Below are 25,601 nucleotides of genomic sequence, written 5' to 3' on the forward strand. Positions count from 1 at the left end.
CCATGCGTTGGGGATTTTTCACTAGAGCGCCTAAACCACAAGATAGGAAAGAGGAATGTCTGGGTTAATTACTTCCAAGGTGGCTTGAGTATCGGCTAAATGGCTAATACTGCCATCAGACATCTCAACTAATGCGGCTGCGACAATATTATCAAAGCGTTGGCCATCCATCATTAACTGAACAAGAGCAACTTGCAATGGTGGTAAGCTTGGGTTGAATGCGGCATTTTCAGCATACGCACCGACGTAGGTTTTACCATTCTCAACTTGCAGGGCAACACCACTGAGATTGTTGGTATAGGGTGCGTAACTGCGATTTAGGCCATTAAGAGCTAAGCCAATGAGTGGGTCATCTTCGCTAGTTGTTTTGCCGTGGTTAGCGTCTGCCATTAGACCAGAATCAACACCTAAATCGGCAGGACCAAATGATTCAGGTAGGTACTCTTGCAGTGACTTCTCATCACGCTGTGGTAGCTGAATGGCAAGCGAGTCTGCGGTCGTAAGCTCATTCATAAACTGACGGCAGTGCCCACAAGGGCTGAAGTTGATGGTAATGTCAGCAACGCCTTGTTCACCTTTCATCCACGCATGGCTGATGGCACATTGCTCGGCGTGTACGGTTTGGCCCAATTGCGCACCGGAAAACTCCATATTCGCGCCAAAGTACAAACGGCCCGATAAACCTCTGACGATGGCTCCCACGTAAAAGTTTGAAATCGGTACGTAAGCATAGGCGGCCGCAAAAGGCAGCAGTGCAACGCGCAATTCCGCATCATCTGAGCCAGAAAGAGAAAGCAGTTGGTTGAACTGTTCTGGTGATAGGGTTGCGTCAAAATCGTCTGATAGCAGAATAGACGACAAAAATTCTGCAACGGGTTTTGGCGTATCCGCTAGCGCCTGTTCAATACGGCTTTTCATAATGAGTCCTTATCTATGTATTGAGGAATATTCTAGGCGAAGAATGAAATTTTACTGAGATTTAAATCACGTAATTTAATGTAACATAATTTTGGTTTTCACATTTAGAGTGAGGTCACACATGAAATCGATTACAGTCAGCCTTAAAGTGAGACACGTCTACAATCAAAACCCATGAGTAGACGTATCTTTGATTTCTGTTGGCACTCTATAGCGTGGACAACCACATTGAAAAAGCAAAAAAACTTGGAGCAAGTATCGATGTGATTACGCCGCACACGACTAATGCAAGTGAACTAAATGCTGCGTCACGTGGATCTTTTTCAGCGCAGGTTGCTGTGCCCAGCGCATGAGATACGGTGCCCATGGTTAAGCCTTTAGCAATGGGATGCGTGATGTTGAGAAGGTTATAGATAGGGTAGGCGAGAATCGCGCCAAACAGCCCTACAATGACCACTAAAACGGCGGCAATGGCTGGCTCCCCACCGAGGTTACTGGAAACTTCCATCGCAATCGGTGTGGTAACTGATTTACCCAGTAGGCTGGCGATTAAATGTATATCCGTTTGAAGATAAACAGCAATTAAGCTGGCTGTGAGCATTGACATAGCACTGCCCACCCCGCAGGCGAGGGCAATGATGCGCCAATTTGAGCGGATCTGAGGCAGTTGTTCATAGAGAGGATAAGCCAGCGCCACCACGGCCGGTTGCAACAGAAAGCTAAGCCACTGGTTATCAGCATAGTAACTGGCATAAGGGATGTTAAAAAATAGCAAGATAGGAATGATGATCACAAGGCTGAGCAGTAACGGATTCATTATGGCCGTTTTGCATTTTTTGCTGATCCAACGTGTCAGGAAAAAGACCGCAATCGTGAGCAATAACCACATCACTTATTCCCCTTTTTCAAAAAACGATCCAGCCCTAAACCCAGACAAACTAATACGATCAGCGTACCGCCCACCGCGCTGGCAAGAATCGGGATGGCGTTACTCATCAATAAATCAAAATGCTCGATTAATCCGACACTGATAGGGACAAATAAAATGACCATATAACGGATAAAAAGACTGGCACTGGGTTTTACCCATTCGACAGGCACGAGCCCACTTGCCAATAAACTAAACAGAATTAGCATTCCGATAATACTGCCCGGAATGGTGATGCCAAGCCAATGTTGAAGATTGATACCTGCCATCAGGCAAAGGAAAATCAGCCCCATAGAGACCAAATATTTTGCAATGGTATTCACAATAAAAGTCGGTGCCTTGTTGTGCCTAAACTATTTTCGGAAATGGAATCGCAGCGTGTTGGTTTGAAACCTGACAGCGCGAAAACCTCGTACATTAACTCGCGATGTCTTCGACATAACGGTAAACGGATTTTAAAATAGCCATTTTCTTTTCGTCACTGCTGTGGGTGTGAACTAAGTTCTCTAAATTGAGCATGTACTCTTCAAGGTGGCTTTCGAAATAATCACGACAGTGAGTTGCCCAACGCCTTTGCTCTTCGTCACTTAATGTCAATGGGTAATGGCGAGCGCGGTAGCGAAACAGCAAGGGTTCGATGCGCTTATCGCTAAAACTAATGTCTAATGCGGCGAGGTTGACAGGGTCAGCTTGGCGAATGATCTCCATCGCCGCTTTGTCGGCGGGAGAGAAGAAACCGTCGTAGAGTTGAGTATCGACATCGTCACTGTGCTTATATTCTCGCTCAATTGTGTAGAGGCCAATCAGCCTTTCTCTGATCTCAGGGTACTGCTTGATGAGCGCTAAGTGTTCAAGGCACAGGTTTCTATCGACCCCGATATGGTCTGCATTTTCGGCCGTTAATGTTTTGGCCGGCGCAAGGATAGGGCATTTATTGAGATGCACTAATTTGATGGGCACTGGCAATTCATCTTCTGCCAACTCTTCGCGTTTGGTATATAGACGTTGATGCAGTTCTTCGCTGCTTAAATCGATCAGGGGTTGAGGGTTTTTGGCAAGGTCCACCACAATAACCGCATTTTGATTGGTGGGATGCCAAGCAATCGGCACGATCCAACTGGTGTATTGGCATTCTCGGCCTAACATACCCGATACGTGCATTAAAGGTGTCATGTTGACGATATCAATCAGATCATTGAGTTTGCGTTTATGGCGCATGTTAAAAAAGTAATCAAACAACTTGGGTTGGGCGGCTTTTACTTTTTTGGCCAGCTCAATGGTGGCGATAACATCGGCCATAGCATCGTGGGCATTTGCGTGTTCGATGCCATTGGCAACCGAGAGATGCTCCAACTTAAAACTGGTAAAGCCTTCGTCATTTTCGGGCCAGTTGATGCCTTCTGGACGTAGCGCATGGCAGGCGCGCATCACATCAAGTAAATCCCAGCGTGAATTGCCGTTTTGCCAGCTCCAAGCATACGGATCAATGAAATTACGATAGCAAGTGTAACGCGTTACTTCATCATCAAAACGAATACTGTTGTAACCAAGACTGGTGGTGTTGGGTGTGGCGAGTTGTTGATGAATTTTGGCGATAAATTCAGGCTCTGGCAAGCCTTGGGCCACCGCTTTTTGTGGTGTGATACCCGTAATAAGCGCCGCTTCTGGAGAAGGCAAATAGTCCGCTGGTGGTTGGCAATAGATAACCAGTGGTTCGCCAATAATATTAAAATCCATATCGGTGCGAACGCCCGCAAATTGGCTCGGACGATCTTTCGCAGGGTTGACTCCCCACGTCTCATAGTCGAGGAAAAAGAAAGTAGGCGGGTGCTCTTGTCGCATTCGATAGTATCCAGTCGCTGAAATTTAAGGTTTATTAGACCATTGCCTGTGTGACATAGCAATGTGCGAAGCATGCTCTGATGAGGATTTGAAATGAAAAAGCCGGCGCATTGGCACCGGCTTGGAGAAAAACGAGAACGTTCGATACTTTCTAGGCTTGCTGTTCTTGAACTTGTACCTGTTTACCGTTCAGTAAGCGGCTGGTAATGGTACCTGCCGTCATTGAGCCTGAAACGTTCAACGCGGTGCGGGCCATATCAATCAACGGTTCAATGGAGATAAGCAGTGCTGCAATCGTCACTGGTAGGCCCATCGCTGGTAGCACGATTAAGGCTGCAAAAGTAGCACCGCCACCGACGCCGGCAATACCAAATGAGCTGATTGCGATAATCGCCACTAGCGACAAAATAAAGTGCACGTCCATTGGATTAATACCGACGGTAGGAGCAACCATCACTGCGAGCATGGCTGGGTAAATACCAGCGCAGCCGTTTTGACCAATAGTGGCACCGAATGAAGCCGATAGGTTGGCAATTGCTGGTGGTACGTTCAGCTTAGTGATTTGCGCTTCTACATTCAGAGGAATGGTTGCCGCTGAGCTACGTGAGGTGAACGCGAAGGTCAACACTGGCCAAATTTTCTGAAAATACTCTTTAGGGCTAACGCCTACAAAAGAAACCAAGATACCGTGCACCACAAACATCAATGCAATGGCGACATAAGAGGCGACAATAAAACCGAGCAAACTCAGAATATCGCCCGCACTTGATGTAGCGACAACTTTCGCCATCAACGCCGCAATACCGTAAGGGGTTAGTGCCATCACCATTTTCACGAGGCGCATCACAATCGACTGTATCGCTTCGACAAAGGTGCGGATTGGCGTTTCTAGCTCGGCTTTCTCTGACATTACTTTACGCGCCGCAATACCCGTTAGTACGCCAAAAATAACCACAGCGATGATCGAGGTTGAGCGAGCACCGGTTAAGTCGGCAAAAGGATTGGTCGGAATAAAGCTTAATAGCATTTGAGGAATAGTTAAATCACTCACAGTAGCGGCGCGGCTTTCTAGTACAGCAATACGCGCAGTTTCACGGCTGCCTTCAACGAGGCCGTCTGCTGTTAAACCAAAAGCTTGGGTGACAAAAATACCGATCAATGCCGAGACAGCGGTCGTCAGCAGTAAGATAGAAATGGTCAGGCCAGAGATTTTACCGAGCGAGCCACCTTTATCGAGCTTCACAACCGCAGCGATCATCGACACCAGCACCAAAGGCATAATCACCATTTTTAGCAAACCAACATAGCCGTTACCGACGACGTTGACCCAGCCTAATGTTTCCTTGATGGCCACATGTCCTTCACCAAGAACCACTTGTAGAGCAAGGCCAAATGCGCTGCCTAGGATCAACCCAAGTAGCACTAAGCGTGAAAGAGTGTGAGACTTTTTCTGCTGTCCGAAGAGAAAAAACAGAATGCCAATAAATACTGCGAGTGCGGCAATGGCTGCAACTGACATGATGCGACACCTTAAAAGTTGTGTACCCATGATTACGTTGATCGCCGATGAGCGATGTAGTCGATAATGCTAGGTAAAAGGGGAATAAAAGCGATGAAACGCAACCATATCTTTTAACGTAGGTTAATCCAAAGACAAAATCAGCATGATTTAGAACAAATGGTTATCAATCTTTCTATTGTGCTGGTAAATGAACCGATCGGTGAGTTATTTAAGCAAGTCATTGATACTTCTTGAGCAAGGCAAGCATATCGCGAGAGTGCAAAATATCTATGGCGTGTGGTTGTATCGAGCCGAGCTCTACTGAACTCACAAAATCTCGCGAGTTCAGCTGATGATCTGAATAATTTAGTGAGTAAGTTTAAGACCCAGTAATTTCTGGGGAGATTTTTTATACCTAACCCATTTGAAGGAGAGAAAGTTAACCACTGACTTGTTGTTTCCATAAGCGTGCGTAAAGTCCTGCATGTGCGAGCAACGCTTCGTGAGTACCTTGCTCGGCCACTTGCCCATCTTCGATGACGATAATGTTATCGGCATGACGAATCGTCGATAACCGATGTGCAATACTGATCACCGTTCGATCATGGCAAATGGTTTCCATATTGCTCATGATGGCCGCCTCTGACTGATAATCGAGCGCTGAAGTCGCTTCATCAAGCAGTAAGATTTTTGGGTTAACTAACAATGCGCGAGCCAGTGCAATGCGTTGGCGTTGCCCGCCAGATAAGTTGGCACCTCTTTCTCCTACTTGTTGTTCAAACCCTTGTGGCAGCGCTTCAATAAAGCTTAACGCACCAGCAAGCTTTGCAACGTTTATCAGATCTGCATCGCTTGCATCGGGTTTACAAAGACGAATATTGTCGGCAACGCTGCCTGCAAATAGCATGCTTTCTTGCAGCACCACACTCATGCTGCGCCTTAACGAGACCGGATCTGCAATGGCGAGATCCATACCATCGACCAAGACTTGCCCATGCAAAGGTACATAAAGACGCTGTAGCAGTTTCGTTAATGTACTTTTGCCTGATCCGGAAGGCCCGGTAATACCAATAAATTGCCCCGGAGCGATGGTCAACGAGAGATTCGCTAAGACTTCCGGTGCATCGATATGATAACGGAAGCGAACATTTTTAAACTTAATGCCTCCTTGAACAGAAGGGATGGAAGCAAGGCCATCTTTACTATTTTCAGCCGGTTCGTTAAGAATGTCGCCAACGCGACGCAAGGCTACTAAGGTGTGCTGGAAATCTTGCCACACTTGCGCAAGTCGCAAAACGGGTTGAGTAACATGCCCTGCTAGCATATTGAAGGCAACCAATTCACCGGGAGTGAGCTGCCCATTGAGTACTAAGTTGACTCCCCACCAAAGTAAAATGGCAGCGGCTATTTTCTGCACTAAGGCAATCAATTGCCCAGCAATTAAACTGGCTTTTTGGGCTGAAAACGCGCATTCAATTTGTCGACTGAGTATTTGCTGCCACCGTTCTAAAAATCGAGCTTCCGTTGCGGTTGTCTTGATTGTTTCGATACCCGTTATAGATTCAGTCAGGAAGGTGGTTGTCTCTGCTTCTGCGTCATACTCTGTCGTTACCTTGTGACGAACCCAAGGTCCAATACCTAACCACAGCAGAAAGTAAATCACTAATGAACCGATAATCAGCCCGGTGAGCGCTGGCGCATAATGAAACATCACACCAATAAAGAGGGTGATAAAAATGAGATCCAAGAGCAGCATTAAGGTTGAGCCCGTCAAAAACTGACGTATTTGCCCCATTTCCCGTACGCGGGCGATGATCTGCCCGGTTTGACGCTGCTTGAAATAACTTAATGGAAGATTAATCAAATGCCGATACAATCGCCCCGATAGCTCTGCATTGACTTGACTAGAAAGATGACCAAAAACCGTATTGCGCAAATAACTGTAAAGAGGTTCAGCAATGGCCAGCGCAAGCATAGCCAGCGCTAAAACGTGCAAACTCGACAAACTTCGCCCCACAAGAACCTTATCAATAACGGTTTCAAAAAGTTTGGGACCAAACAGGGCAAACAGTTGCAGCACAATCGAATACAGAAACACATCACGTAGCTGTTTTGACTGACGAAGTACCGAAGGCATAAACCAGCGGAGGCCAAAAGCGACATCGCTTGGCTCTATACTCTGCTCAATCAGTAATAAGACCTCATAACAGGAACTTGACGATCCTTGCGCCAACGGAAACTCGAAATAGCGCTGTTTAATGGGATCGTACAAGGTCCAACCATACTCGTTTAGCGCATGAATGACATGCCACTGCTGACGGATTTTGACCAATGCAGGTAGCGGGATTGGCTCGCTTCCTCTGACGGTGATCATTCGGCTTTTCAGACCAATAGATTGAGCGGCTCGCTGAATGTCGAGAGCACTGAGCTCATTTTCGGCAACGCCTAGTGTATGAATCAGTTGTGATGGCGTGACTTTCTTATCAAACGAAAGGCTGGCAAACGAGAGGGCCGCTAATGCGCCATGGCTTTCTTGATCATGAACCGTTGAGACGGTGTTGGTTAAGGTATCCACTCTATTTTTCTCGCAATGCTTCAGCTTGATATTCTCGGATTGGGCTGAGTAGATAATCGATGATCCGACGTTGGTCGGTTTTAATCTCAGCCACGACAGACATACCGGGCAATAAGGCAACAGAGGTACCATCGACCTCAATTGTATGGTTTAACAATTGCACTTGAGCGGGAAAAACCAACCCAAGTTGCTCATCCATTGTCGAGTCTCTAGAAACGTGAACCAATGTTGCCGATAAGGTGCCGTAACGCGTATAGGGAAAGGCATCAATTTTCAACGTCACGGGTTGGCCAGCATAAATAAAGCCAATGTCTTTATTGAGAATTTTAACTTCGGCGACTTGTACCGAATCGTCAGGCACAATAATCATCAAATTTTGTGCTGGTTGTAAGACTGCCCCAAGGGTGTGAACACTCAATTGCTGTACAGTGCCAGTGACAGGAGAGCGAACCACTTGTAATCCTTCATGTTCGCGTACTTTGTCCAGTTCATGTTGCAGCGCTGAGAGTTGTAGGTGTGCTTGCTGACTTTTGTCTTGCCACTCTCTGGCTTTTTGCGCACGCAGCGCTTTTAAACGCTCTTCTAGGTTGAGATATTGCTTTTGCAGCACATGTTGTTGTGATGTTTGCTGGGCTAACGCTCGTTCGGATTCTAATAACTCTTTTTCCTGCTCCAGATACTGCACTTGACCGATCAAACGCTGTTGTTTGAGCTTTTTTTGAGCATCAAGGCGCTGAGTAATATTACTCACTAACTGCTTTAAGCCTCTGATATCGACCTCAAGTGAGGACTGGGAAGCAAGATTGACCTGCATTTCAGCACGCAAGTTTTCCAACACCGATGTGAATTCGTTCTTTTCAGTATCAAAGCTGTCGATGACCTCTTGCTGTGCCGAAGGTGCCAATGCCAAATACAGGGGATGTTGAGCTAGATCAGCCTTGCCACGCAAAGCTTGATACTTTAGAAATTCATGGGTTTGATAGCGTATTTGATGACGCAAACGTTCAATATCTTGGCTAACGCCTAACGTGTCCAGAGTCAGTAAGGGCATCCCTTTTTCGACACGTTCGCCGTCTGCTATATGGATTTGTGCTACTCGGCTTTGTTCGTAAGATTGGATCACTTGCGAGCGCCCAGGGACTAACAGCCGCCCGTTTGCGGTCGCTTGGATATCCAATTTCCCCCAATAGGTCCAAAGTAAGGTGAGCAGTAACCCTACACTTAGCGTGATGGCGGTGATGCGAGCAAACGGAGAGGGTGGGCTCTGCTGTAGAGCAAGATGGCCGGGTAAAAACTCAAAGTAGCCGTTCGTTTTCGGGCGCTTAGAGCGAAGCTTCTTTAACTGAGAGATCATACTCGCTCATCCTCTTGTTTTAATGCTTGTTGCAGTTGCCACAACTGGAAATATTTGCCTTGCTCTGCGAGAAGTTGTAGATGCGTGCCTTGCTCTGCAATCTCACCTTTTTCCAGCACGATAATTCGGTCACACTCTCTTACCGTAGAGAGGCGGTGTGCGATGGTAATAACGGTACGCCCGGCGGCAATTTGCTCCATATTGGTTTGAATGATGGCTTGTGATTCATCATCTAAAGCGCTGGTGGCTTCATCAAGAATTAAAATCTTAGGGTCTGCAAGCAGCGTGCGGGCAATGGCTAAACGTTGTCGTTGTCCGCCTGAAAGTGACTGCCCCCCTTCGGCTAAAATCGTGTCGTAACCCAGTGGCAGCTTTAAAATAAACTCATGAGCGCCCGCTAATTTTGCCGCTTGCACAATCTCATCCAAGTTGGCTTGTGGCTTTGAATGGGCAATGTTGTCACTAACACTTTTACTAAAGAGAAAGTTCTCTTGTGATACCACCCCCAACTGGCAACGCAATTCATGAACACCGATCTGTTTGAGTGAGGTGTTATCGAACATGATTTGGCCTGATTCAGGGCTGTACAGCTTGAGTAAAAGCCGAGCCAAGGTGCTTTTTCCCGACCCCGAGCCACCGACCACACCAATTTTCTCACCCGCTTGGATATTGAGTGAAAGCTGATTGATGGTCAGCGGTAAATCGGGTTGATAACGGAAACTCACCTGATTGAGAGTGATCGCACCTTGCAGCTGTAGAGGATGGCTGGCTTGCTGCTGCTCGGTGGGCAAATTGAGTAGGTCGGAAAGTTTATCGACTGCAATTTGCGCTTGTATAAATTGCCCCCACAGCTCGACGAGCCGGGCAAGAGTTTGTGCAACATGACTGGCGAGCATGTTAAAAGCGATCAGTTGACCTATGGTCATTTGTAACGCGAGCACTTCTGATGCGCCAATCCATAGTAGAAAGACGCTCGCTATTTTTTGGATGAACTGCACTGCGTGGCTAGAGCGGTTATTCCACTGCTGAACCACATAGTTGCTCGATATCATCTGTTCGGTTTGAGTATCCCAACGTCGAATAAAGCGAGGTTCAGTCGCTAAGCTTTTAATGGTATCACTCCCCGCGACGGTTTCAGTTAGAAACGAAGTGTTGTGCGCCATATGGGTAAATTGTTGTTCAATCGCTTGTTGCAGCCTTGGGGTTAGCCACCAAGCCAAAAAGAGATAACACGGCAGTGTGGCCAATACCAATAAGGTTAGCCCGCCAGAAAGTAAGCTCATCACATAGAAAAAGATCACGAGAAAAACGAGATCAATCGTGAGGGTAAACATCGAACCTGTGATGAACTCGCGTATGGTATCGAGCTCTCTTACTCGAGTCACAATCGCCCCAACTTGCCTTGATTTGAAAAACAGCAGCGGTAAACCAAACAGATGGTGAACCAATTTAATGCCAAGCTTAATATCAATGCGGTTAGCGGTATGAGCATATTGATATTCGCGTAAACCGCGTAGCAATACCTCAGCTATTCCAGAAATAACTAAGACGAACACTAAAACATCGAGTGTCGAGTGGGCTTGATGCACTAATACTTTGTCCATCACGACTTGGAAAAATAGCGGTGTAATAAGTGCAATAACTTGCAGTACGAAAGAGAATAAAACAATCTCAGCGATTAAATGTTTATGTTGCGATAATTCAGGTAAGAACCAACGAATATCAAAAGAGGATTGCTTTTTTTTGATATCTAGCGTTTTTCCATTCCAATTCTGTTTTAAATAGCTTGCATCTACTACTTTTGGGGTATCTGAGTCACATGGATGAATTAAACATTTATCCTGTTCAACTTTAGCCAAAATAAATGGGTGATTATTTTTGTTAAATAAAATAATCGGTTTCTTTATTTTAGCAATTCCAGTAAAAGACTTCACTTTATTAGTAGTGACTAAATAATTTCTTCCTTTTAAATCTTTTATTATTGAATCAATTGCATTAGATGGCGTTTCATTAGAAATATCTAATTTTATCTCACGAATTCCGATCAGCGGTAAGTAGACTGATAAGCAATGTAGCATGGATTTTTTTTCATTTAAATCAGTCATATATTTGATTCTTTAAGGGCCAAAAGATAAAAGGGTGGCTGATTATATCATTAATATCAATGAATGCTCAAATATTACCTGGTCTGACTTGCTGGTATTATTTTTTAAGATTTTTATTATCAATGGGTTATGGTCTATTGCGTTTGTGTTTCTTTAATTAACTCATAAGTTTTCGTTATTATGTGGTTGCGTGCTGTTGAAATGCTATATAATATAAAAAATGATTTTTTGGTTATCGTTACTCCTTTTAAAAGCAACTGCTTTTATGAGCCACTGCTTTTATAAGAGGATTTGTTTTATTTTTAAATTATGAGGTGATTTATTTATGTCTGAGAAATTTGTCCAAACAGTATCGAGTGTTAATTATAACAAAGGTGTTTTCTCTCTCTATTTTGTTGGACAGAATCAATCCAACATGGCAAACGGTATTATGGCGGAAAGTGATACGGACTTAGAGCTAAAAGAAGTGATTCATATGCCTGCTTCTGGTTTTATGTATATGGTTTCGATGGTTAAGAATATGCTTGAAGATCCTCGTATGAACGAAGAGTTAGAAAAATTAATTGCCGCAGGTTTTCTACCATCACCGAGTGAAGCACCTCAAGAGAACGAGAGTGGTATTGAGCCTGCTAAAAAACGCGTGACACGCACGAAAAAATAAAAGGTGGCTTAGCGTATGTTGATTCAAAATCACGCGGCGAAACTGGATCGTGCAATGATGCAGAAAATGATGGGTGGGATTCTTCTGCTCAGCCAATATTCTCCTCTGCATCAGCGGTATCTTATCAGTGAATGGCAGCAACGGATTATGCCATCATTTGAGTTAAATCAGTTTTGCTATTACGAAGATGAACAAGGAGGTCCAATTGCATTTTGTAATTGGGCGTTTTTGTCTGAGCAAGTGAGAGAGTTGCTATTGTCCGGTGAACGAGAAATCGAAGCCGCTGACTGGCGCTCTGGTGATCATATCTACATTCCTGAAATGCTTGCTCCTTTTGGTCACGGACGTCAAATCGTCAATGACTTACGACAGCGTGTTTTTTTGCCGTGGAAAGGGCAAAAAGTGTGTACTGTCCGCGGAAAAATCGATACGCAAAACGACCGCTGTATCCGTAAGGTACAGTGGTTTTCTATTTAAATAACAATAAGAGCCACAGTCTATGGGAAAACCATTTTGGAGAAGTGTCGAATACTTCTTCACCGGAAATTATTCCGCCGACGATGGAAATAACGACATTGTTGCCATCGGTATGGGCGGCAAAATTCATGCTTATGGCGGAGATGATCATATTCATCTGGGGTCGCTCGGAGCCACGGTATATACCGGTTCAGGTAACGATACGGTATCGGCGGGGGCCGGCTATCTAAAAGTTGAGGATACAACGGGGAACCTGATCGTTCGAGGCGCTGCGGGTTATGCTAATATCAAGAAAAACGGAGACGGTAATCTCTCATTTTCAGGTGCTGCTGCTGGTGTAGACATTGGTCATGACGGCCAGCATGGCAACATCAGCTACGCAGGTGCTGCGGCTTACAACCACATTAAGCGGCAAGGGTCATCAGGCCATGTTTCTTTCCAAGGTGCTGGTGGCTACAACGCTATCTGGCATGAAACCAATCATGGAAACTTGAGTTTCGAAGGTGCAGGTGCGGGCAATAAAATCGATCGTACTTGGTTTAACCAGTATCAAGGATCTCAAGGTGATGTGCGTTTTGTCGGCGCGGGAGTTGCTAACAGTATTAGCTCACGTGTTGAAAGCGGTAACCTGCACTTTAGTGGAGCTGGTGCGGATAACCATTTGGTTCGCAAAGGCAAGGTTGGGGATATTACCCTAGCGGGTGCCGGGGCATCCAACCGAATTGAGCGTACGCACAATGCGAACGATGTGTATACCGAAACACGCGGTAATATTCGCTTCGAAGGTGTGGGTGGTTACAACAGCCTTTACTCTGATGTGGCACATGGTGATATTCACTTCTCGGGCGGCGGTGCTTATAACACCATTACTCGTAAAGGTAGTGGCGGCGACTTTGATGCTCAAGGTATGGAATATGCCAAAGCGGATGAGATCGTTCTCACTGCCGCACAGATGCACGGTTTATCGATTGATAACGGCAACAAGTTCCATGCGGTTAACGCCGTAAAATCAGAGCGAGAGCCCAATACCTATTTGTTTGCTATTGCAGATGGTCATTACACCAAAATCAACAAAATCCGTCTCTATAACGATGCCGAATCCGGCAAACTCAAGTACTACTCAGAGGCGTGGTTCAAGCAGGGTAATCACTTAACCGATCTTGCTCATTCCGATGTTTCTTCTTCAGGTGGCTTTGAGTCCAATCCAGTCAACGGTGGTTGCACCCTTTCTAATATTGCCATTGAACATCAACAATCAGTGACTGTTCATGCGGTTGAGAAAAGCTTGACTGAATATGAGTGGGTGACTTACGCCAATGGTGTGGTGATTGATGCGAAAGATGTATCATTGTCGGATGCAAAAATGGGTGGTTACGCCATTTTTGCTGATGGTACTAAGGTTGATGTCAAAGCGGTAAAATCAAACCGCAAACCCAACACTTATGTTTACGCTAAAATGCTGGGACAACACACGAAAATCGTTGTGGTTGAACTGGCGAACGATGCCGAAACCGGCGCGCTGAAATATCAAGCTCGCTCTTGGTATAAAGAAGGTGATCACACTGCCAATTTAGCTAACCAAGATATTTCGTCTGCGTATGGATATCACGCAATGGACAAAGAGGGTTACTCGCTCAGCGACTTGCATTACAGCGTTAACACGGTAAGAAGTACCAGCGAAACCGTGGCTGATATCGATGAATCCACAGATCAAACCTTATTCAAACCCGTAAGCGATAGCGGTGAAAGCTCTGGCGATATTCATTTCAATGGTGTCGGTGGCGGTAACGTTATTAAATCCAACGTAACACGCGGTCATGTTTACTTTAACGGTGGCGGTCTTGCCAACGTGATCCTGCATAGCTCTCAGTTCGGTAACACTGAATTTAACGGTGCTGGCGCGGCTAACGTGATTGTCAAAAGTGGCGAGGAAGGGGATCTTACCTTCCGCGGTGCGGGTTTGGCGAACGTGTTGGTTCACCAAAGTAAGCAAGGCAAGATGGATGTTTACGCGGGCGGCGCGGTAAACGTATTGGTTCGTATTGGCGATGGTCAATACCTTGCGCATTTGCTGGCTTACGGCAATATTTCCGTGCACAAAGGTAATGGTAACAGCCGTGTCGTCATGCTCGGCGGTTACAACACCCATACCCAAATTGGCTCTGGCAACGGCTTGTGGTTAGCGGCGGGCGGCTTCAACGTGATGACGCAAGTGGGTAAAGGTGATGTAGCATCGGTACTGGCTGGCGGCGCGAACGTGCTCACCAAAGTGGGTGACGGCGATCTAACCGCAGGTATGCTGGGCGGCGCAAACGTGATTACCCACATCAGCGGCGACAACGAAACCTCGAACACCACAGCGGTAGCCCTAGGCGGAGCCAACATTCTCACCAAAAAAGGCAAAGGCAACACCCTTGCTGTGATGGGCGGAGGCGCTAACGTACTTACCCATGTCGGTGATGGCACCACAACTGGCGTAATGGTAGGCGGCGCGAACATCCTAACGAAAGTCGGGAATGGCGACACGACAGGCATTATGCTTGGTGTTGGCAACGTGCTAACGCATGTTGGTGATGGCCAAACCCTTGGTGTAATGGGCGCCGCAGGCAACATCTTCACTAAAGTGGGCGATGGAACATCCATTGCAGTCATGATTGGGGCAGGCAATATCTTTACCCATGTGGGCGAAGGGAATGCTTGGGCACTGATGGGCGGCCTTGGTAACGTCTTTACCAAAGTGGGCAACGGTGATGCTCTCGCGTTAATGGTGGCCGAAGCTAACGTCTTCACCCATATCGGTGATGGCATGTCGGTGGCGCTTATGTTAGCCAAAGGCAACATAGCAACTAAAGTCGGTAATGGAACCACACTTGCAGCTATGGTGGGTAACGCTAATATCTTTACCCATGTAGGTAGCGGCAGCACGTTTGCGGCGATGATTGGCCAAGCCAATATCATGACCAAAGTGGGCGATGATCTCACCGCTGCGCTGATGGTCGGTAAAGCAAACATCTACACGCATGTCGGCGATGGAACTAGCTTAGGAATATTTGCGGGCGAAGTGAACGTGATGACCAAAGTCGGTAACGGCACAACGCTGGCGGCGATGTTCGGTAAAGCCAACATTATGACCCATGTCGGCGATGGTCTAACGGGCGTGTTAGCACTGGGCGAAGCCAATATCGTCACCAAAGTGGGTGATGATTTCATGGGTGTTGTGGCCGCGGCGAAAGCCAACGTCGTGACTCATGTCGGTGATGCAACCACCGCCGCTGTATTGGCGGGTAAAGGCAATATCCTCACCAAAGTGGGCGAAGGCACCACGGTAGGTTTGTTGATTTCCGATATCGGCAACGTGATGACTCATGTCGGAGATGGCACGACCATTGGTATTGCCAAGGGCAAGGCAAACATTATTACCAAAGTCGGTGATGGCTTGGGTGTTAACGTGGCTTGGGGTCAAGCTAACGTGTTTACTCATGTAGGTGATGGAGATCGCTATAATTTTGCCAAAGGTGAAGCCAACGTCATCAGCAAAGTGGGCGATGGTCAAGAAGTCTCTGTCGTGCAAGGTCAAGCCAATATCATTACCCATGTGGGTGATGGTGATGATTATACCGGTGCTTGGGGTAAAGCCAACGTTATCACCAAAGTGGGTAATGGCCGAAATGTTGTGCTAGCCAAAGGTGAAGCCAACATCGTGACTCAAGTGGGTGATGGCGATAGCTTTAACGCACTTTGGAGTAAGGGCAACATCGTCACCAAAGTCGGTGATGGTATGCAGGTGACCGCCGCGAAAGGTAAAGCGAACGTAACGACTCGAGTGGGAGATGGCCTAAACGTCACCGCCGCTTATGGGGATGCCAATATTAACACCGTGGTTGGTGACGGTATTTCGGTCAATGTTGCTTGGGGCCAATACAACGTCAATACCAAAATCGGCGATGGTTTGAACGTCGCGGTCATGAAAGGTAAAGCCAACGCTAATATTCATGTTGGTGATGGTTTAGGGGTTAATGCTTCTTACGCTCAAAACAACGTGGCGATCAAAATCGGTAATGGTGATTTCTACAGTTTGGCGGTCGCGTCGAGCAACACCAGTAGCAACAAGCTCTCAGCCCTGTTTGATAACATCAAGCAAACCGTACTTGGTGTAGGTGGTAGCCAAGCAATCAACTACTTAGTGCAAGGCGATGAAGCATCATCATCCGGCACGCATAAAGGCCGTGGTGCGATTGCGACACCTGAAATCACCAAGCTGGATGGCTTCCAAATGGAGGCGATTGAAGAAGTGGGCTCTGATTTGGGTGATAGCCTTACAGGCAGTGTCACTAAGGTAGATACCCCAGATCTCAACAAGATGCAAAATGCGCTCGACGTTGACGGCTCTTCTGATCAAACTCAAGCTCCGAATCTCATTGTGAATGGTGATTTTGAGCAAGGTGATCAAGGGTGGAAATCGACACACGGTGTTGAAGCTTCTCATTCGGGCAACGTCTATGGCGTGAATGGTGAAGGGCACGGCGCACGTGTGACGGAACTGGATACCTACACCAACACCAGTCTCTATCAAGATCTGACCGATCTTACGGAAGGCGAAGTCATTGCTGTGAGCTTTGATTTTGCAAAACGTGCAGGTCTATCGAATAACGAAGGCATTGAAGTTCTTTGGAACGGCGAAGTCGTCTTCCCATCGTCTGGTGACGCCTCTGCTTGGCAGCAAAAAACCTTAAAACTGACCGCACATGCCGGCAGCAACCGTATCGAATTCAAAGGAACAGGCCATAATGATGGGTTGGGCTATATCTTAGATAACGTAGTTGCGAAATCAGAAACGCCACAGCAAACTAATGCGGTGAGTGAGCATGCAACGCAAAATCAAGCGTCGCAGAATGCCCTATCAGACAAAGAGCGCGCAGAAGCGGATCGCCAGCGTCTAGAACAAGAAAAGCAGAAACAGCTCGATGCCGTCGCAGGTTCGCAAAGCCAACTGGAATCTACCGACCAACAAGCGTTAGGAAATAACGGTCAAGCTCAACGTGATGCGGTGCAAGAAGAATCAGAAGCTATCACGGCTGAGTTGACAAAACTGGCGCAAGGTCTTGATGTGCTTGATAGCCAAGCAACGCATACTGGCGAGTCGGGCGACCAATGGCGTAACAATTTTGCCGGTGGCTTGCTTGATGGTGTTCAAACCCAATTGGACAACGCAAAACAGGTTTCTGGTGAGCAGATTGCTGCCGCGAAACAGACGCACGCGGACAATCAAAACAAAGTCAAAGATTCGGTTGAACAATCGGAAGCGGGCGTCGCAAAAGGTGAGCAAAACCTGGCGGGTGCAGAGCAAGACATTGATGATGCTAGAACTGATGCTGAAAAACGTAAAGATGATGCTTTAGCAAAAGGCAACGATGCGAAACAAGCCGAATCTGACGCACACAGTGCCGCAAACGATGCGCAATCGCGTGGTGATCGCGATGCGATGAACGCGGAAAATAAAGCCAACCAAGTGCAGAATGATGCGAAAGGGGCTAAGCAAAACGAAAGCGATCGCCCTGATCGTCAAGGTGTTGCGGGCAGCGGCCTTGCGGGTCAAGCACATAGCGTCGAAGCCGCTGGTGCTGCGGGCCATATCAACGCTGACAGTCAGGCAAACGCTGATGGCCGCTTTAGCGAAGGCTTGAGCGAGCAAGAGCTAGAAGCCTTAGAAGGTGCGACCAATGCAGTCAACCGTCTGCAAATTAACGCAGGAATTCGAGCGAAAAATACGGGTAGTTCTGTCACTTCGATGTTCACAGAGACAAACGGCGACAGCATTGTTGTGCCAACCACTGCGTCTCAGGATGTGGTTCGAAAAGAGATTCGCATTTCTGGGGTGAATCTTGAAGGTCTTGGTGAGGCATCCAGTGATATAGCATTGGGTGGTAACGCCATCGACAACATGTTACGTGATTCTCTGCCATTCTACTCACTTCGTGCCGAACGAAATCTATTAGTGCAAGAAGGCGAAGAAGGTTTTGAAGTTCGCTCCTGGCCGGGAACCGATGGAAAGAGCAAGACCATTCTGCTTGATAACCCAGAAGATGCAGCTCAACAAAAATCCATTGAGCGCTTTATCTTGGCAAACTTTGACAACTTCGAGCAGATGCCAGATGAGCTGTTCTTAGTGGATAACAAGGTGCTCTCGCATCACGATGGCCGCACGCGAATTTTAGCACAAAAAGAAGAGGGTGCTTGGAAGTACAACACCAAAGCAGAATTGATGTCTGTCACCGAATTACTCGATGCTGCCAGTGTTACAGGGAAGATCCGTGGTGAAAGTTACCAACAAGTGATCGACGCTCTGACTGAGTACCATGCGAGTACGATTGAACACGCAGACTATGAACTGGAATCTGTGGAAAAACTGCTCAACCTACGTAAACAGATTGAAGGTTATGTACTCGGTCACCCCGATTCTGGCCGCGTTGAGGCTATGAGTTCACTGTTAAACCAAGTGAATGTGCGTTTAGAGGAAGTTTCGGTTCTTTCTGTCGCAGAGCAAAGCATCAAAACTCACGATAGCTTTAGCCGTCTGTATGACCAGCTTGATAACGCCAACTTGAAAGAGAGCAAACATCTGTATCTCGACGGAAACGGCGATTTCGTCACTAAGGGCAAAGGCAATCTTGCCAATATCGATCAGCTAGGCGGTAGCGATGCTGTACTTGAAAAAGTAAAAGCAGCCGTAAGTCATGAATATGGTCAAGTTGTTGCCGATACTATCTTCGCAGGGCTTTCTGCAAACGATCTTGCAAAAGATGGTAAAGGTATTGATATCGCTGGGTTAAACAAAGTACACCAAGCGATTGAACAGCACATGTCGCCAGTGAGCGCGACCATGTACATCTGGAAGCCGAGTGATCACAGCACACTAGGTCACGCCGCATTGCAAATTGGCCAAGGTCGCACGCAGCTTGAAGGTCAAGCCGCGGCTGATTTCAACAAGCAGAATTATGTGAGTTGGTGGCCACTAGGTAGCAAGTCATCCAATATCCGTAATATCTTCAACGTTGCAACAGAAGATCAGCCTGATCTTAAATTGCGTTGGAGCGACTTTAGCCAACCAGCTCATCAAAATGACACACTTGAGCATGATATGGCATCGGAAGAAAACGACCGTTTTGGTTTGAATGATGGCGAAACTAAGCTGAAACGTTTTATCGAAAAACTCAATGCCGCTAAAGGTATTGATGCCTCGTACAAAGACGTTTCTGAAGGTTACGCGAGTGTGCTACTGGGCAAGCCGGATATACTTGAAACGACAGGCATTCCAGCACATGTATTCCAACCATTCGTTGAACAGTGGAATGACACCAGTTACGACATGATGGATGTAGCAAACCGTTTTGCCGAAGAGCTACAGAAACAAGCTAAAGCGAGTGGCGATCCTGCCCTGGTGGAAAAACGCATCGATAATGTGGTTCGTCAGTTTGCTGAAAGAGCGCTGGAAGAAATCGAAGCCTTTAAGGCCAGCCAAGCGGATGAAGGCCGTGTATTCCGCATTAACTTAGAAGGGCTTAATACTGCGGCAATGCAGGCAGAATGGCATCGTCTAAGTAACGACCCGGATGCGCGTTATCAACTGCTCACCAAAAACTGCTCTAGCACGGTCGCTAAAGTGTTGAAAGCGGGTGGGGCAGATAAACTCATTGGTCACACATGGCTGCCTAAGTTTGGTGTTTGGACGCCGACAGAGCTATTTAACTTTGGTCAAGCGTTACAAGAGGCCCAGTTAGAAATCGTGGCTAAGAAGCAAAGTCATCAAGTAAGCGATGTCCTTGATGCTCTATCAGGCAACGAGAAGCAGAAAGAAACCGTCGCCATCGAAAATGATGGTACGCCACCGCGCGATAAAGAATCTCTGAGCCCATTGACTCGCTTCCTCAATAACGAGTTGTATGGCGATAAAGAAGCTCGCCGTAAGATTGGCGAAATCACGCAAACCCTACTTGACCATGCGGTAGAACAAGGTGAATCGCAGAAAGTCACCTTGAAAGGGGAATCGGGCCGTCTAACGGGGTACTATCATCAGGGAGCTGTATCAAGCGACACTGAAACGAGCGCGACCAGCGGTAAAGTCGTGTTGTTCCTGCACGGTTCTGGTTCTTCTTCTGAAGAACAAGCGAGTGCGATTCGCAGCCACTACCAGAAACAAGGTATCGACATGCTCGCAGTCAACCTGCGTGGCTATGGTGAAAGCGACGGCGGACCAAGCGAAAAAGGCTTGTACCAAGATGCTCGCACCATGTTCAACTACCTAGTGAATGACAAGGGTATTGACCCAAGCAACATCATCATTCACGGCTACTCAATGGGTGGTCCAATTGCCGCAGATTTAGCACGTTATGCCGCGCAAAATGGCCAAGCGGTGTCTGGCTTATTGCTTGACCGTCCTATGCCAAGCATGACCAAAGCCATCACCGCTCATGAAGTGGCGAATCCAGCGGGCATTGTAGGGGCTATCGCGAAAGCGGTTAACGGTCAGTTCTCAGTGGAGAAGAACCTAAAAGGCTTGCCAAAAGAGACGCCGATTCTGCTGCTAACGGACAACGAAGGTTTAGGCGAAGAAGGCGAGAAGCTACGAGCTAAACTCGCGATTGCTGGCTACAACGTCACGGGTGAACAAACCTTCTATGGCCTCGAAGCGAGCAACCGCTTGATGGGGCAGTACGCGGATCAAATTGTCTCCGGTCTGTTTAATGCAGAGCAAGCAGCGGTAGAAGCGGGCGAAGTGCTGAAAGGGCTAGAGAAAGACTTTAAACGCTATGGCGACGCGCTGAAACCTGATACGAGCGTACCGGGTAAATCGAAAGACATTCGTACCACTAAAGATTTCCTAAATGGTTACAAAAACGACCATGCGAAGGAGATCGTTGACGGCTTCCGCTCAGATATGAGCATCAAGCAACTGGTGGATCTGTTTGTTAAAGGCAACTGGAGCGCAGAGCAAAAAGGTGCGCTTGCTTGGGAAATCGAAAGTCGTGCACTGAAAGTGACGTTCCAGAACAAGTCTGAGAAGTACAACCGATTGTTCCGTGAGATTGCTTCTGCTGGCGTGGTGGATGCGAAAGCGACTGAACAGCTCGCGCCACAGTTAATGCTGTTGAACCTATCGAATGACGGTTTTGGTGGACGTTGTGATCCACTTTCTAAACTCGTTTTGGTTGCGAAACAGCTGGAAAACGATGGTCAAGTTGGCGTGGCAAGACAACTGCTGGAGAAGATGTACTCTGCGGCAGCGGTGCTGAGCAATCCAACCCTTTACTCAGACAGTGAAAAAGCCAATGCAAGCAAGTTGCTCAGCAGCTTAGCGGCCATTCATGCGAAGAACCCAATGCATGATACGTCGATGAAAGTGTGGCAGGAAAAGCTGGAAGGGAAGCAAGCGCTGACCGTAAACGGTGTGGTTGAGAAAATCACTGATGCATCGGCTAACGGCAAACCTGTGTTGTTGGAACTTGATGCTCCGGGGCATGCGATGGCAGCTTGGGCAAAAGGCTCAGGCGACGATCGTGTTTACGGCTTCTACGATCCAAATGCTGGTATTGTTGAGTTCTCATCAGCAGAGAAGTTTGGCGACTACCTAACGCGTTTCTTCGGCAAGTCCGATCTGAACATGGCTCAAAGCTATAAGCTGGGTAAAAACGACGCAGGTGAAGCAATCTTCAACCGCGTGGTGGTAATGGATGGCAACACGTTAGCAAGCTACAAGCCAACCTTTGGTGATAAGACCACCATGCAGGGGATCCTCGATTTACCTGTGTTTGACGCTACACCGATTAAAAAGCCCGGTGCTTTAGATGTCGATGGCAATGCAAAAGCTGTAGATGATACGAAAGAAGCATTGGCTGGTGGAAAGATACTTCACAACCAAAATGTGAATGACTGGGAACATGTTGTTGTGACTCCGACAGCGGACGGCGGTGAAAGCCGTTTTGATGGTCAAATCATCGTGCAAATGGAGAACGATGATGTCGTTGCAAAAGCCGCTGCGAACCTTGCGGGTAAGCACCCAGAAAGCAGTGTGGTGGTGCAGATCGATTCAGACGGCAACTATCGCGTGGTGTATGGCGATCCGTCAAAGCTGGATGGAAAGCTACGTTGGCAGTTAGTAGGTCATGGCCGAGATGACTCAGAAAGTAACAACACGCGTTTAAGTGGCTACAGTGCTGATGAGCTGGCAGTGAAATTGGCCAAGTTCCAACAGTCGTTTAATCAAGCGGAAAACATCAACAATAAGCCTGATCATATCAGTATTGTTGGTTGTTCTTTGGTGAGTGACGATAAGCAAAAAGGCTTTGGTCATCAGTTTATTAACGCGATGGATGCGAATGGTCTTCGTGTCGATGTCTCTGTACGCAGTTCTGAACTGGCCGTAGACGAGGCAGGGCGTAAACATACCAAGGACGCGAATGGCGATTGGGTCCAAAAAGCAGAAAACAACAAAGTGTCGCTAAGCTGGGACGAGCAAGGTGAAGTTGTTGCCAAGGATGAACGTATTCGCAACGGTATTGCGGAAGGCGACATCGATCTCTCTCGTATTGGTGTCAGCGACGTTGACGAGCCAGCGCGTGGTGCAATCGGTGACAACAATGATGTGTTTGATGCGCCAGAAAAACGCAAAGCGGAGACAGAAACCTCATCTTCTTCTGCAAACAATAAACTCAGCTACTCAGGTAACATTCAAGTCAATGTGGGTGATGGTGAGTTTACGGCAGTGAACTGGGGCACATCGAACGTGGGCATTAAAGTCGGCACGGGTGGCTTTAAGTCGCTGGCCTTTGGTGACAATAACGTCATGGTTCACATTGGCAATGGTGAGAGCAAGCACAGCTTCGATATTGGTGGTTATCAGGCACTAGAAGGTGCACAAATGTTCATCGGTAATCGAAACGTGAGCTTCAACAAAGGTCGAAGTAATGATCTGATTGTGATGATGGATAAGTCGATCCCGACACCGCCACTGGTCAATCCATTTGATGGTGCATCACGTATTTCAGGAGTATTACAAAGCATCGCACAATCAGGAAAGGGTGCCGATTGGTTAGCGGCTCAAGAACAGCAGTGGACACTCTCTGGTGCGAAAAAATTTGTCAAAGAGATGTCTGGTCTCGATCAAACCAGCAGTGTTGACTACACCAGTTTGGTTGATTTGGACTCTCAGAATGAGCGCAGCAGCCGCGGCTTGAAGTCTGACGCTGAAGCAACGTTGAATAAAAAGTACAACCAGTGGCTAAGTGGCAATAGTAATAATGATACTGGCAAGATGAGCCGTGCGGATAAGTTCCGTCAAATGAACGAGAAGTTGGCCTTTAACTTCGCGGTCGGTGGTCAAGGAGCCGATATTCAGGTCACCACGGGCAACTGGAACTTTATGTTCGGAGACAACATCCAAGCGATTTTGGATACCAATCTCGGTTCATTGTTTGGCCTGTTAACCCAGCAATTCTCAGCAACGGGAATGGCTCAAACGACCTTTACCTATAATCCGCAAGACTTGCCTCGTCAGCTTAAGAATAAGCTGCTGGGTAAATTTGCTGAGGTCGGTGCAGAGACGACTTTAGGTGATATCTTCGGTGTCAATTACACCGCTGATGGCAAAATAGTCTCTCGTACTGATGAAGCGGTAGATGGCGTTGCCATTTTAAAAGAGATGCTAGAAGTGATTGGCGAGTTTGGTGGTGAGCAGCTCAGCGCATTTACTGACCCAGAAAAATTGCTAGATAGCCTCAAAGCGGGAATCGATATGGGTGCTGATGGTCTTCAATCCTTTGCTGAAAGTCATGGACTGAAAGAGAAAGCACCAGAGGAAAACGATACAGCGCAAGTGACTCTCAATGGCGCGCCTGCGGCAACGGAAAACGTATCAGCCACTGTTGAAGAAACCAAACCAGAGCGCGCATTTGGTTTTAATGCGCTCAATTTGCCCAATTTATTTGCCACCATGTTTAGCAAAGATAAGCAGGCAGAGATGGCATCATTGGTCAGTAATCTGAAGCAGAATCTCACCGCCGATTTGCTCAATATGAAGGATAAAACGTTTGATTTCCTTCGTAACAGTGGGCATTTGCAAGGGGATGGCGATATGAACGTTTCTCTGGGTAATTACAACTTCAACTGGGGTGGTGACGGTAAAGATCTCGGCGCTTATCTAGGCGACAATAATAACTTCTGGGGAGGACGTGGAGACGATGTGTTCTACGCAACGGGAGTCTCCAATATTTTCACCGGCGGTGAAGGCCACGATATGGGCGTTTTAATGGGTCGCGAGAACATGATGTTCGGCGGTGATGGTAATGATACGGCAGTTGTGGCCGGACGCATTAACCACGTCTTTATGGGCGCGGGTGATGATCAATCCTTTGTCTTTGGCGAAGGTGGTGAGATCACCATGGGGTCAGGTAATGACTATGCGGTCACTTCAGGTAACTTCAACCGTGTGGACATGGGAGACGATCAAGACTTTGCTGTAACCATCGGTAATAACAACCAACTTGATCTTGGTGCAGGCAATGACTTTGCGAGAGTCTTTGGCAATCACAACCGAATTGATGCTGGCCAAGGAAACGATGAAGTCAAACTGATGGGTTACCATGCTTCGATTAATGCTGGCGAGGGCGAGGATTACTTAATTGCCGCCGCCATCTCAAAATTCAGCACATTAAACGGTGGTGAAGGTAGCGATGTCATGGTGCTTGGGGGTTACCAAAATACGTTCAAAGGCGGTGCTGGCGTAGACAGTTTTGTGGTCAGTGGTGAGGTGATCGATAACGTGGTTGAAGATATTCGCCAAGGTGAAAACATCATCTTCAACGGTATTGATTGGAACCGTTTATGGTTTGAGCGTAGTGGTTACGATCTGAAAATCTCTATGGCACGCCATACTGATACCTCTTCCGATCAAACGCTATTTGATGCGTTAGGTTGTGTTACTTTCAATGATTATTTTGCAAATAATCGAGCCAAACTTATTATCGGTTTAGGTGAAAAAGACGCTCAAGGCGATCAGGAATATACCTGCTTGACTGATAATGCGTTAGACAACCTCATTCAAGCGATGAGTTCCTTCGCGCCTAAGGTGGGAGAAAGCAACTTTATGGATGGATTAGCTTCTCAGCCTCAGCAAGCGATTATGGCCGCATGGTCGGATGTGAATACCGGGAAGTTTAGCTTGTCGTAATCATGTCTTTCATGGGTT

11 protein-coding genes are annotated in these 25,601 nt (G+C 47.1%); 3 read left to right on the plus strand and 8 right to left on the minus strand.

What is annotated here, in order from left to right; all coding sequences use genetic code 11:
• Positions 1-30 precede the first annotated feature (30 nt).
• From cdd to PL85_RS01260, 8 genes are all read right to left on the minus strand, one after another.
• Positions 31-918: a cytidine deaminase gene (gene cdd / locus PL85_RS01225; protein ID WP_019282580.1), complete on the minus strand. Its 888-nt coding sequence runs from the start codon at positions 916-918 to the stop codon at positions 31-33.
• Positions 919-1,126: 208 nt separating this feature from the next.
• Positions 1,127-1,807 carry a CidB/LrgB family autolysis modulator gene (locus tag PL85_RS01230; protein ID WP_010319624.1) on the minus strand — a complete coding sequence of 227 codons (681 nt, stop codon included), beginning with the start codon at positions 1,805-1,807 and terminating at the stop codon, positions 1,127-1,129.
• Positions 1,807-2,139: a CidA/LrgA family protein gene (locus tag PL85_RS01235; RefSeq protein ID WP_033197434.1), complete on the minus strand. Its 333-nt coding sequence runs from the start codon at positions 2,137-2,139 to the stop codon at positions 1,807-1,809. Before PL85_RS01235 ends, PL85_RS01230 begins: the two co-directional genes overlap by 1 nt.
• Positions 2,140-2,263: 124 nt before the next feature.
• Positions 2,264-3,688, minus strand: coding sequence for an exodeoxyribonuclease I (sbcB, locus tag PL85_RS01240; protein ID WP_081245014.1), 1,425 nt, complete (start codon positions 3,686-3,688; stop codon positions 2,264-2,266).
• A gap of 151 nt (positions 3,689-3,839) precedes the next feature.
• The gene (locus PL85_RS01245) at positions 3,840-5,207 is read right to left on the minus strand and encodes an L-cystine transporter (protein ID WP_026028454.1); all 1,368 of its coding nucleotides are present in this window, start codon (positions 5,205-5,207) and stop codon (positions 3,840-3,842) included.
• A 421-nt stretch (positions 5,208-5,628) separates the two neighbouring features.
• Positions 5,629-7,764, minus strand: a complete 2,136-nt coding sequence (locus PL85_RS01250) for a type I secretion system permease/ATPase (RefSeq protein ID WP_115339874.1) — start codon at positions 7,762-7,764, stop codon at positions 5,629-5,631.
• Between the two features lies 1 nt (position 7,765).
• On the minus strand, positions 7,766-9,118 hold the full coding sequence (locus tag PL85_RS01255; RefSeq protein ID WP_017049398.1) for an HlyD family type I secretion periplasmic adaptor subunit: 1,353 nt from the start codon (positions 9,116-9,118) through the stop codon (positions 7,766-7,768).
• On the minus strand, positions 9,115-11,223 hold the full coding sequence (locus PL85_RS01260) for a peptidase domain-containing ABC transporter (protein ID WP_019282577.1): 2,109 nt from the start codon (positions 11,221-11,223) through the stop codon (positions 9,115-9,117). Before PL85_RS01260 ends, PL85_RS01255 begins: the two co-directional genes overlap by 4 nt.
• A 325-nt stretch (positions 11,224-11,548) precedes the next feature.
• On the opposite strand from PL85_RS01260, the gene rtxH reads away from it, so the two are divergent.
• From rtxH to rtxA, 3 genes are read left to right on the plus strand one after another with little or no spacing between them, the layout of a single operon-like run.
• Positions 11,549-11,884 carry a protein RtxH gene (gene rtxH, locus PL85_RS01265; RefSeq protein WP_013856638.1) on the plus strand — a complete coding sequence of 112 codons (336 nt, stop codon included), beginning with the start codon at positions 11,549-11,551 and terminating at the stop codon, positions 11,882-11,884.
• Between the two features lie 15 nt (positions 11,885-11,899).
• Complete coding sequence (gene rtxC, locus PL85_RS01270; protein ID WP_069211967.1) at positions 11,900-12,361, plus strand: RTX toxin-activating lysine-acyltransferase RtxC; 462 nt, start codon at positions 11,900-11,902, stop codon at positions 12,359-12,361.
• A 22-nt stretch (positions 12,362-12,383) separates the two neighbouring features.
• Positions 12,384-25,583, plus strand: coding sequence for an MARTX multifunctional-autoprocessing repeats-in-toxin holotoxin RtxA (gene rtxA, locus PL85_RS01275; RefSeq protein ID WP_115339873.1), 13,200 nt, complete (start codon positions 12,384-12,386; stop codon positions 25,581-25,583).
• Positions 25,584-25,601: the final 18 nt, after the last annotated feature.

Source organism: Vibrio anguillarum (genome assembly GCF_001989995.2).
Classification (GTDB): domain Bacteria; phylum Pseudomonadota; class Gammaproteobacteria; order Enterobacterales; family Vibrionaceae; genus Vibrio; species Vibrio anguillarum.